This window comes from Paenibacillus sp. UMB7766-LJ446 (genome assembly GCF_030226665.1).
Taxonomy (GTDB): domain Bacteria; phylum Bacillota; class Bacilli; order Paenibacillales; family Paenibacillaceae; genus Paenibacillus; species Paenibacillus vandeheii.
Genome location: NZ_JASOYM010000013.1, coordinates 13,839 through 25,291, shown reverse-complemented (window position 1 = coordinate 25,291; position 11,453 = coordinate 13,839). Strand labels below are relative to the sequence as shown.

The window sequence follows — 11,453 nt, the reverse complement described above, 5'->3', positions numbered from 1 at the left end:
CCCCATTATTTAGACTTTCTTGGTATTATTGAGTATTGTTACCCTGACTGCTCACAATAATTCCCTCTTTTTCTGAACAACAAAAAAGCAGATGCCTCTATCGGCACCCGCTTCCCTACAGGGTTATGGAGTTTACCTTATCTATACAATTTTGGTTACGTGTTGGGCCTTTGTATCCAGTAGATGTGCAGATGCCGCAATGGTTGTAAAATCATTCAGCGCCACCTCGATTTGCTGCTGGCTTCGCTCCACGTACCCTTCAACCTGCTGTGTTCCGCCAGAGATGTTCGTAATCTCTTTCGTTATCCCATTCACACTATCCCGAATCTCATTAATCGAATTCTCGACCATGGCCGAAAGCTTTCGTACTTCCTTCGCTACAATATCAAACCCGCGTCCATACTCGCCAGCATGTGCAGCTTCAATCGCAGCGTTCAGGGCCAGAAGCTGGGTCTGGGATGCAATTTCGCGAATCGTTTTAACGACCCCCTGGATCGAACGTGCCTGTTCCTGCAAATGAGTGAGTGTTGCTCGGTTCTGGGTGGAAACTTCAGATATATACGTGATACTGGACATCAGCTCACGGCTTCGCTCAATGCCGATATCAGCATGCTCGTTCAGATCATGTGACATCGTCTTCAATTCATTAACGACAGCTGAAATATTGTTCTGACGGGTAGTTATATTTGTAGCTATTTTGGAGACACCTAGTATGTTTTGATTCCATTCATCATAGACAGGCATATAGGTTGCCTCAAGCCATACGGAATTTCCCTTTGCATCCTTACGTTCAATCTTGTCCTGAAAGCTGGCACCGTTAAAAATACTGCTCCAGAACGCCTCATACTCGGAGCTGTTCAAAAATTCATTGAAGCAAAACTGCTGATGCTGCATGCCATACATCTCAGCTACCGTATAGCCCATCGTCTGGGCAAACACTTCATTAACATAAGTGACCCGTCGATCCAGATCGAATCGAATCATGGCCAGGCTTTTCTCCATGGCCTTGATGACCAGCGCATCGGTGACATCATCTTTCTTTTCCACATCTACTATAGGCAAAGCGATCCCCACTCCCTGACTTCTTCCTGTGATTAAACCGTTCTCCTTCTGGCAGTTCCTGCTGTTTTGCAATTATGTATGCAACCGAATAGAGACGACTCTATTATTGTATACTCCAATTGCAGTCAATTGGATCACTTCCAAATCAATTTTTAGCAATTAGGTTACGGCTTGCCTTTTTATACCCCATAACCCACCCGCCTAAACATTATTTTTAATCAGCAGAATCTAACACAAAAAGAGGCGGTATAACCGCCCCTAATAGTGGTATAACATTCCATATCTATGTTGTGACCTGTATGCGTCTCGTTGCTTTACGTTGCCTGTTCCATTAGCCTCTCGGCAATTTATCCGCGTACCGACTGCGGAGATCGGCTAAGCGCTCCAGCTTGGACAGTGCATGCTCCTTCTGCATCAATCCCACTGCCAACACCAATTGCTCCATTAACAGAAGTGGAGTAACCATGGAATGAAATTCGCCAAGTTCCCCTCTGCTGACATAAAAAGATAACGCCGTCGTCAATCCATATAACAGGTCTTCGCGATCTGTCACAAGTATGGCTTTGCTGCCTGTATCTTTGGCATAATCCAGAATGACTTCTGCTTCAGGAAGCAGCCTTGTGAAGCACATTAACAGTACCACGTCCTCCTGCTGCATATGCATTAGCGATTCCAATAATTCATGCCCCCCACCAGCGAGATGGATGACCGTCAATCCGAATCTGGACAGCCGAAAGGACAATAACTCCGCCAAACCTGCGGATGGCCCTGGGGCATAGATATATACTCGTCGTGCTTCTGCAAGGATGGCGGCTGCCTGCTCCAGATCTCCCTGCTTCATATGAGACAACGTCTCCTGCAAATGGGTGACGGAGGCTTCCAGCAACTGAACGGGAAGGCTGTCCGTATCCATGCGGGAGATTGTTTTATTTAATTTGAGGGCAGGTGTGGTGTCTTCGGATGTACGAAGCCGGATTTTGAATGCTTTGGCATTGTCATATCCTACTGCCCGCCAGAAACGGGATACTGTTGCAATACTAACCCCCAGCCTGTCCGCAATCTCCTGCTCCGTCATGAATAGGATTTCCTCCGGATTGCGTTCAACAAAATCAGCAATTTTTAGCTGCCCTGGTGACAGCTGTTCTTTATGAGTAAACAAATTCATTCCGTATGCACTCCTTTTCTCGCTCTGCACTCAGTATATCAGTTGAACGAAGAGGAAGTCGTTTATGTATGTAATATTTTTTTCATTAATTTAAGATTGTGTAATAAAAATTACATTCGATTTACAAATGTCTTCTTTCCCGTTAATACTCTGCCCCTAGACTGTGGCTATGATGATCACCAACTTTCAGGGAGGTATGTAACGATGAAGAAGATGACTGAGCGTTATACGCTGACGTCTTCACAGAAAATGATGGTATTTGTGCTTTCCATGTCACTGTACGGCTTGTCCAACATGTTCACAGAGCTTATTCCCAAGCTTCAGCTGGGACCCATTGAATTGTCTGTTGAATATTTTGCTTTCATTCCGCTGACACTCTGCATTTTGTTTCACCCTATGATTGCCGCTCTTGGTGCAGCTCTTGGCGAAGTGATCTTCGGTGAGCTGATGCTGGGTCAATTCGGCGGATTGGGCGAGCTGGAGAAATTTATTACCTTTTCCTTTGCCATGTATGTGGCAGGACGTATGGTCAGTGACCCTCGCAATCGCAGACAGGTTGGAATCGCAGCTATGACGGGAGTCATTATTCATCAGTTCCTCAGTTCACTGGTGGATATCGGTAAAGTGTGGATTGGTGTAGAGCAGCTGGAAGCAGTTCCTGGACTTGCGGAAAGTGTTGTACTGATCGAAGGGGTTGGCTTTCTGAATGACGTACTGTTCTCAGGTATTCTGTTCGCTCTTCTACCGACGCTGTATCTGGTTCCTCTGCTCTACGGCAAAATTGAACCGCTGCTCGGCATCAAGCCCCGTAATCCAGGTATGAAATATGAAGGCGTTGGCTTCTTTCGTCCAAAATTGATCCTCATCGGTGTGCTGCTGCTCGCAGTGGCCTTTGGCGCGGAATCTCTGTCAGAGATGGACATCAATTTCGCAGTGTGGGAGACGGATTACGAAGATCAGTACGGTTCTGCTTCGATCTGGATCAGCATCGGTGCTGCGACCCTGGTCGCCGTAGTAACACTTTTAATCATGCGGGCAAGACGCAACAAGAACAAGGGCGGCCCAGGTACGGAGACCAGACCCTATGCATAAGCATAATGTCCTACCCACATCTGACCTTATTACTGCACCGGATTCCGCCATTTCCATTCAAAATGTCATTTTTACCTATCCTGGCTCGGAAGAGCCTGTCCTGAACGGAGCTTCGCTAGAACTACAGCAAGGCAGTTTCACAGCTATTATCGGGGCAACGGGTGCGGCAAATCCACCCTGTGCAAGTTGTTCAACGGCCTTATCCCCCAATTCTATACGGGTGACTTCTCGGGTGAAGTCCATGTGCTTGGCGTACCTGCCGAGGGCCGAAGTGTTGCAGACCTGTCCAGAAAGATCGGCTACGTCTATCAGGACTTCGACAATCAGCTCGTGCGGCCTACCGTCCTGGACGAGGCTTGCTTTGCACCTCTCAATTACGGACTGCCCAACTATCGGGAGCTCGGCGAACGTGCACTTGCTATGTGTGGTCTGGATGCCATTCATAATCGATACATCTGGGAGTTGAGTGGTGGTCAGAAACATCTGCTCGCTCTGGCTGGAGCTCTGTCGCTCGACCCGGATATCCTGATCGTGGATGAACCTGTCTCACAGCTTGACCCGCAGCATGCAAGACTCATCTATGAGTGCCTTTCCAGATTGAATACCGAATATGGCAAGACGATTATCGTCATTGAACATCATACTGAATTTATCGCTGACTTCTGTGCGGATGTGGTCCTGATGGACAAGGGCCGGGTCTTGTGGAATCTTCCGGTTAAGGAAGGTTTGAATCGAATCGCCGATTTGGAGCGGCTTGGCATTCAGCCTCCTGAGGTGACACGTGCAGCTATTCAGGCTGCTGAGTTATCGCAGGGAGCAAAAAAAGAGGCAGGCCTCTCAGGTTCAGCCCAACGTTTCCCGGTCACTGTGGAAGAAGCTAAGGTTTATTTTGCCGAGCATTACTCGTCCATTCCATTCGATTCTTTGCAAAATGAACATTCATCTTATTCAACCTTGGCACGCGATACTTCCAATGGGATTGTGAATACCGAGCGTCCAACGCCTGCCTCGGCTGCTGAACCATTGATTCCTATTGTGCAGTTTCATCAGACCCGATTGCGTTACAGAGGTCTGGGCAAAAAAGAACATGAGGTCATTCGCGGTGTTAATATTTCACTCCATGAAGGAGAACGGATTGCCTTAATTGGCAACAATGGTGCAGGCAAATCCTCATTATTGAAGCTGATGGCTGGTATTAGCCTACCACAGGAAGGCAGCGTCAGTGTTCTGGGTGAGGTAACCCACCGTTCCTCTTTGGAGCAGCTAGCGGGCAAGGTAGCTTATATTTTTCAGAACTCTTCCGAAATGTTTATCGAGGACAGTGTCCGCAAAGAGGTCGCGTATTTCCTGAAAAACCGGCGCATCCCTGAAGCTGAGCAGCAGATTGCACACGTACTGGAGCGTTTCCGCCTTACTCCACTGCAAGAGCGGGATGCACGACTTCTCAGTGGTGGACAACAACGGCGGGTCACACTTGCCATTGGTGCAGCGATGAAGCCTTCACTCATGCTGCTGGATGAACCCACCGCCAATCTGGACCTCGCCACCCGCGAAGAACTGATCGGTGTGCTGGATGAGCTGGATCAGCATGTACGAACAACCATCATTGCCACGCATGACATGCAGCTGGTTACCCAATGGGCTACTCGTGTTATCGTGCTTCACAATGGCCAGGTGGAAGCAGACGGTACACCTGCGGACGTATTTGCAGATGAATCCCTTCTGCGCCGCTCCGGACTTGCGCTTACACAGATCATGGAGCTTTCGCACCGGATGGGACTGTCAACACTTTCACCGACAACCGAGGCTTTTGTTGATAGCCTGTTGAATCAATCAATCACCAAGGAGGATGCGCATCATGCAGCTTGTCCGCAACTGGTTTGACAAAATTTCCATTGAACGCATTCAGCTTGAGCTGATGAATACCGTATATGGCAGCGGGCATGCCAGCCTGTCGCGGATTGATCCCCGTGCCATGCTGATCTGGTATCTCTTTTTTGCCATCGTTCCCTGGTTTGTTCATAACGGGACTGTGCTGCTTGGCATGTTCCTGTTGATGGTGACTACCACCATATTGTCCAGAGCCGCACCCTTTATCATTATCATTCTCTGCCTGGGGTTGATCGGTCAAGTCGGATGGATGTTCATCATCTCGCTGTTTTTCGGTGGCAATCTGGAATCTGCATTCCCTCTGCTGCTGTTGACATTGAAGCTGTCCATCGTCTCACTGGCGAGTATCACCGTCTTTTCGGGCATGGACCCGGAACGCATTGGCGATGGATTACTTGCGCTCGGCATGCCTGCAACCTTCTCCTTCAGCCTCTCTTATGCCTACCGCATATTGCCGGTGCTGTTCGGTGAATTCCGCAATATCATGCTGTCCTACAGACTACGGGGTCAGGTTCCCTCCCGGCACGGATGGCTCTATTGGCGGCTTGTTGTTTATTATATGAAGCTGTTCGTTGTGTCCTTCTTCCCGCTAATGCTGGCTACCGCCAAGCGTTCCCGTACAACCGTAGAAGCACTGGAGACACGTGGTTTCTCGTACGGCATGAAGCATCCCGAGTCCAAACGTCTAAAGCTGGCCCATCTGAAAATCACCTCGCGTGACCTCGGATTTCTCGCCGGATCGGCCATCTATGCTGCACTGCTGTTCTGGCTCGGTGGGCATTACGAAATACTGTAATCCAAAATGAAATTCTGTAATTCAAATTCATATCATTAACCATTCATGGAATAAAGGAGTGTCTTCTATGCGTATTGATCTTCATACACACGGTAAACTATCCAAAAACTCTGACTTCTCGGTCGATTACTTCACCGAAATGGTCAGCGAAGCAAAAGCCAGCGGGCTCGAAGCTCTCGCGCTAACCGAACATTTTAATACACGCAACTTCTACGATGTCTACGAGACACTGGATCGTCTCTATCCTTATAACGGAGAGTACTATGATGCAGACGGGCTGCGCATTTTTCCCGGCATGGAAGTGGACATTCAGGAGACTGGACATATTTTGCTGATGGGTCAAAAAGAACATATCCTTGCCGTCCGCAGCGGCCTGGAGCAATATACGGCCAAAGGTTCTTTCATTCCTTTTGCCGAACTGCTGGATTTGGCCGAAGCCTGGCCCCTGCTCAAGATTGGCGCACACCCTTTCCGCGAATCCACTCCGCTGTATCAGCTGGATCGTGATTTGCTGGGACGTCTGGACGCCTTTGATCTGAACGCCAAGGACATGTATGAATACGGCATCGAGACGTGCCGCAATCAGGTTGATCCATTCGCCCAGTCCCTCGGCAAACCAGTCACTGCCGGAAGTGATACCCACCAATGCCTGCAATACGGCAGTGTATTCAATGTATTGGATCGTCCATGCGCATCGGTTGCCGAGCTCAAAGAGCAGATTCTCGCCGGAGCGTACAGCATCGAAATCTCCCCGGACCTTCCCCTCCGCGTCAAAGCCTCCGTGATGCTTAAGAAAGTGATGAAACGTCTGGCCAAGCTGGACGCCTCACGTTTGCAGGAAGTTTAGAGTTTAGAGAAAAACTACAACGTCCAACGAATCCGTAATGAGCCCAAAGGATATACATCCTCCAGGCTCATTACGGATTCATTTTTCCTTAATTAAAAATCATGCACCGTCACACATAATTGAATCACGATTCCGAACGGGTCACGGACAATTCCATACCCTGGACTAAACTCGTTTTGTTCATAAGGCACCAGCACCGTAACCTCTTCATGTTGCACAAGAGAATGATACAGCTCAGTCATTGTACTTTTGTCTTTCGATTGAATACATAGTGAAGTGCTGTTTCCCAACTGCCATGGCCGCTCCCTATCCATTTCCTCCTCAGCAATCATCAATTTGTTTACCCCGATCTGAAGCACCGAATGTGTAATGTATTCATCCTGGCCTTCAGGATATTCAAACCCCGGGTTCATTTCCTTCATCTCTTTATAATTTTTCTTAAACAACACGTTAGCACCCAGGTATTTCTCATAAAAAGCAATGGCTGCCGCAGCGTCTCCATTCATCGACAGAAACGGGATCACTTCAAAGTTCATCTGTATTGCCTCCTTCGTTTGTTTGGATTACACTGTTTACTATAACGATAAAAGGTGCCAACATATGGCACCATTGAGAGGTATTTTTATGAAAAAATCAGAACGCATGAACCAGATGCTGCGCTTTATCAATCAAAAACAACACTTCACCCTGCAAGATCTTATGCAGGAGTTTCAGATATCCAAGAGAACCGCATTAAGAGACATCGCGTCATTAGAGGAAATCGGTGCACCTATTTATGCTGAGTACGGACGTTACGGCGGTTATCGTTTGCTTCAGCAGATGCAGCTGCCACCTATTTCGTTTAATACGAGTGAGCTTCATGCCCTCTACTTTGCCATGCAGGCTTTGCGAAGCTTTACCAATTTGCCCTTTCAGGTATCTTTTCGTTCCATTCACGAGAAGTTTTTAAGCGCCCTCTCCGAAAACCAGAGACAGGATATCGAGCGAATCCAGCATCGTGTCTCTTTCCGACACACCGAGCAAATCCGGGATAGTGAGCATCTGGAGTTTCTATTGATGGTTGCTGTTCAGAATATAGTGATACAGATTACATATCAGAACATTCGCAGCAGTAGCAACCCACATCACAGCTCTAATCCCGACAAACCAAACCCTAGGCCTAGTATCCGCACCATTCAGCCAATTGCCCTTTATGCCATGAAAGGCTACTGGTATTGCCAAGCGTATGATCTGGGTAAACAGGCGTACCGTGTGTTCCGCTGTGACCGTATCATATCACCTCAGATGACAGACATCGAACCTATAACGCATATTAATGAACTGAATCTACAGGATGCCCATTCGTTATGGAAACCATCAGAAGACGCCATCCTATTCAAATGTCTGATTAATGAAAAAGGGATCGAGCTGTTCCAGCAAGAACAGTTTCCTTCCATGCAGCTTATCAACGATTCTGGAGAGATGACTCTTGTCGGGTCGTATGAAGCCCATGAGATTGAATTCATCATTCGTTATCTCGCAAGCTTCGGCAAATCCATCAAGATCATGGAACCCGATACATTAAAAGAGTCTTTAAGACAGCACTATCTGGATTTGCTCGATCATGTTTAGTTATCGCTACAAATGATATAAGTTAAACTAATGATTTTACATTGGATCATTAGGCGGTCAGGACTTTCGTTTATCATGAACCGCTGGAGAGCTTTTTTTATTGCCAATCGCTAACTGAACCAAGATTTGCAGCACAATGATGATAGCCAGACCATAGAACGCTTGGATGAAGCTGCCCGTGGCATCTTGTAGCCAGCCGATCCCCAGCGGACCAAGCGCGCCCAGAATATAGCCGCCGGATTGAGTCATCGCTGACCATGCACTGGCTTCCTGAGCGTTATTCGTCTCATCAATAGGCAGCATCAATGCAATTGGGAACAGTCCCCCTGCACCAATGCCGAGTGGGATCGCGGCCAGCCAAGGACTGACGGACAGGTTCAGCATCAAGACGCCAATTAACTCCATTAACGCACACCCTACAAGCCAGAACACACGTCTTTGGTATCGATGGACGAGCATTGGAATCAACAAAGTAGATGGTAATGAAATCAACGTAAATAAAGTTTGGATGCTGCCAGCAGTCTCTTTCGTATATCCCTGGCTTTGGATCGCGGGTGCAAGCCAGGCCGTTAAGGAATAGAAAATCGCTGCCATCAAACCAAAGAACAACGTCAGTATCCATGCTCGACTATTTTTCACCGGAAGAGCTTCAACGTTCAGGGCAGAAATCTGCCCGGATTGTCGAACCTTTCTAGCTGACAAGGCTAATTTCACCCAGATCGGCAAAGCAATGACGGCAAGTAATGCCCACAGCGCAAGTGAACCTTTCCACGACCCACCCAGAATTTTTTGAAGCGGAACGGATAACCCAACACTAATACTGGCTCCCACAACCATTGCTGTAGAGTAGATACCCACCATGGCAGCAACTCGCGTAGGGAAGTACTGCTTGATAAAGCTGGACAACAGCGGACCTGCCAATGCAATCCCTACTCCGGATAGAAAAGAAGTAAACATCATCAGAGGCGTTGCACCCACGAACAACCGCAGTGCCGTACCTACTCCAATGAGAATTAAAGCCAACACGATCGCACTCTCATTCCCCCACCTCCTGCTTAACTTTACGGAAAATGGAGCGAATATGCCCATACATAATACGGGAAGCGTAGTTAACAGACTTGCGGTAATTCCGTTTATACCCAGATCACTTTGTATGGTACTCATTAATGGAGAAATGGATGTAATGGATGGTCGCAAATTCAATGAAGCCAGAATAAGCGCCAGGGCGATATAAAACAGTTTCACTATGGATCACCTCATGTATTGTTATATAGTTGCATTCACTAATGATCCAGGCTGTAGATCTTTTTGTGGTGCAAGACTAGTATAGAAGTATTATAATGATTGAACAATACAATAGTTTCTATTAAAATGATTATAAAAATCAATGATTAGAGGGAATGTATATGGAAATCCGTCAAATGGAGAACTTTATCGTCGTTTGTGAAGAGCTCCATTTCACACGAGCAGCAGATAGAATTGGCATTTCTCAACCTACCTTAAGTCAACAGATTCGAGCCTTGGAGGATGAATTGGGTGTCCCCTTGTTCGACCGGGTGGGCAAAAAGATTGTGATGACCCAGGCGGGAACGCTGTTCCTAGAGCACTGTGTACAAATGGTTCGCCATTTACAGAATACCCAGGATGCGTTAGCTGAATTCCGCAATGATCAGCGAGGTAAGCTGGTGATTGGAGTCCTTCCGTCCGATTTGGACTACCGCCTCACTCCATTGCTCGTTAATTTTCACTCCCGTTTTCCCAAGGTCAAATTAAAGGTTGTTTCTTCGATTTATGTATTGAATCAAGTGCTGGATAACGAAGTAGACATCGGTATCGAGCTAACGACTGCTCCTGATGACCGTCTTGTCCGCATCCCTTTATGCAGTGAAGAATATGTACTCGTCGTTTCTGAGAACCACGCTTGGGCTGAACGAAATGTGATTGAAATTAAGGAACTGCGCGATATTCAAACGGTAATGTTTCCGGAAGGGTTCACTGGCCGAGAACTGGTTGATGGCTATTGCCGGAAATATGGTTTTACCCTGAATACGATTATGGAGACAAGCTCGGCTACCTCCATCATTAGTCTGGTCAAAGCTAACGTTGGCGGAACCGTGCTGCCCTATCCACTCATCAAGGCGATGAATGAACCAACACTTCGCATCATTCGAATTACGGACGATGCTCCTTACCGCCACTTTGAAATCATTCATCGGTCCGACCGTTACCTGACCCAATCTGCCAAGGCATTTATCGAGAAAACCGTTGATTATTTTAATCAAGGATAAGTTCAGAGGGAGAGTGACTTGAATGCAAATAAAAGAGGTGGGCTTGCTCACAGATCAAATGGAGGCCATGAAGCAGTTTTACGGTACGTTATTGGAGTTGGAGCTACTGAAGGAGAATACAACGGTTGTATCCTTCCGCACAGGAGGTTCGATTCTTTCATTTCAGCAAGCTCCTGAACAGGATAAGCCATTCTATCATGTGGCATTTACAATTCCGACAAACCAACTCGCTGCAGCCAAGAACTGGGTTCAAGATCGAAACATCTCTTTGCTTTCCAAAGATGATAAGGATGAGTTCTACTTCCCCTACTGGGATGCAACAGCTTTCTATTTTTATGACCCTAGCGGCAATTTAATGGAGTTCATCGCTCACCATTCGTTGGATAATGCAGTCGAAGAAACCTTTGATTCTAGGCAGCTACTATGCATTAGCGAGATTGGTCTGCCTGTCGATGATGTACCCAATACAATAAGTACAATGAATGGACAGTATCAACTTGAACCCTTTGCCGGAGACGGAAAGCAATTTGCCCCCATCGGTGACGCAGAAGGTATGTTTATTGTCATCGACAAAGAGCTGCCCTGGTTCCCAGACGGGCGTATGCCTGGTGTTTTTGCAACTGAGGTAAAGGTTGAAACTGGACGGACTGGGGGGATGCGGATACAAAATGATGTGTACTCTATTATTTCGAATTAAATTAG

11 protein-coding genes are annotated in these 11,453 nt (G+C 47.2%); 7 read left to right on the top strand and 4 right to left on the bottom strand.

The window, feature by feature from the left end; all coding sequences use genetic code 11:
* Positions 1 to 141: 141 nt before the first annotated feature.
* Together QP794_RS25890 and QP794_RS25885 are read right to left on the bottom strand one after the other, a co-directional pair.
* Positions 142 to 1,002: a methyl-accepting chemotaxis protein gene (locus tag QP794_RS25890; protein WP_483311956.1), complete on the bottom strand. Its 861-nt coding sequence runs from the start codon at positions 1,000 to 1,002 to the stop codon at positions 142 to 144.
* A gap of 391 nt (positions 1,003 to 1,393) precedes the next feature.
* Positions 1,394 to 2,227: a MurR/RpiR family transcriptional regulator gene (locus QP794_RS25885; RefSeq protein WP_285079644.1), complete on the bottom strand. Its 834-nt coding sequence runs from the start codon at positions 2,225 to 2,227 to the stop codon at positions 1,394 to 1,396.
* Positions 2,228 to 2,431: 204 nt separating this feature from the next.
* On the opposite strand from QP794_RS25885, the gene QP794_RS25880 reads away from it, so the two are divergent.
* The 4 genes from QP794_RS25880 to QP794_RS25865 all read left to right on the top strand — a co-directional run bounded on the left by QP794_RS25880 (position 2,432) and on the right by QP794_RS25865 (position 6,852).
* Entirely contained in the window at positions 2,432 to 3,319 is an 888-nt protein-coding gene (locus QP794_RS25880) for a DUF8171 family membrane protein (protein WP_285079643.1), read from the top strand.
* A gap of 186 nt (positions 3,320 to 3,505) precedes the next feature.
* Entirely contained in the window at positions 3,506 to 5,203 is a 1,698-nt protein-coding gene (locus QP794_RS25875) for an ABC transporter ATP-binding protein (protein ID WP_285079642.1), read from the top strand.
* Positions 5,178 to 6,005, top strand: a complete 828-nt coding sequence (locus tag QP794_RS25870; protein ID WP_285079641.1) for an energy-coupling factor transporter transmembrane component T family protein — start codon at positions 5,178 to 5,180, stop codon at positions 6,003 to 6,005. Before QP794_RS25875 ends, QP794_RS25870 begins: the two co-directional genes overlap by 26 nt.
* 67 nt (positions 6,006 to 6,072) lie before the next feature.
* The gene (locus tag QP794_RS25865) at positions 6,073 to 6,852 is read left to right on the top strand and encodes a PHP domain-containing protein (RefSeq protein ID WP_024631503.1); all 780 of its coding nucleotides are present in this window, start codon (positions 6,073 to 6,075) and stop codon (positions 6,850 to 6,852) included.
* A gap of 92 nt (positions 6,853 to 6,944) precedes the next feature.
* Here QP794_RS25865 and QP794_RS25860 read toward each other — a convergent pair whose 3' ends face one another.
* On the bottom strand, positions 6,945 to 7,388 hold the full coding sequence (locus QP794_RS25860) for a VOC family protein (RefSeq protein WP_024631504.1): 444 nt from the start codon (positions 7,386 to 7,388) through the stop codon (positions 6,945 to 6,947).
* Between the two features lie 88 nt (positions 7,389 to 7,476).
* Between QP794_RS25860 and QP794_RS25855 the strand changes: the two genes are divergently transcribed.
* Entirely contained in the window at positions 7,477 to 8,463 is a 987-nt protein-coding gene (locus QP794_RS25855; RefSeq protein WP_285079639.1) for a helix-turn-helix transcriptional regulator, read from the top strand.
* Between the two features lie 57 nt (positions 8,464 to 8,520).
* Here QP794_RS25855 and QP794_RS25850 read toward each other — a convergent pair whose 3' ends face one another.
* The gene (locus QP794_RS25850) at positions 8,521 to 9,708 is read right to left on the bottom strand and encodes an MFS transporter (RefSeq protein ID WP_285079638.1); all 1,188 of its coding nucleotides are present in this window, start codon (positions 9,706 to 9,708) and stop codon (positions 8,521 to 8,523) included.
* Positions 9,709 to 9,869: 161 nt separating this feature from the next.
* Here QP794_RS25850 and QP794_RS25845 point away from each other — a divergent pair, with 161 nt between their 5' ends.
* Positions 9,870 to 10,751 (top strand): LysR family transcriptional regulator, encoded by an 882-nt coding sequence (locus tag QP794_RS25845; protein ID WP_285079637.1) that lies wholly within the window; start codon positions 9,870 to 9,872, stop codon positions 10,749 to 10,751.
* 22 nt (positions 10,752 to 10,773) lie between these two features.
* A complete protein-coding gene (locus QP794_RS25840; RefSeq protein WP_285079636.1) occupies positions 10,774 to 11,448 on the top strand; it encodes a VOC family protein in 675 nt (224 codons plus the stop codon).
* Positions 11,449 to 11,453 lie beyond the last annotated feature (5 nt).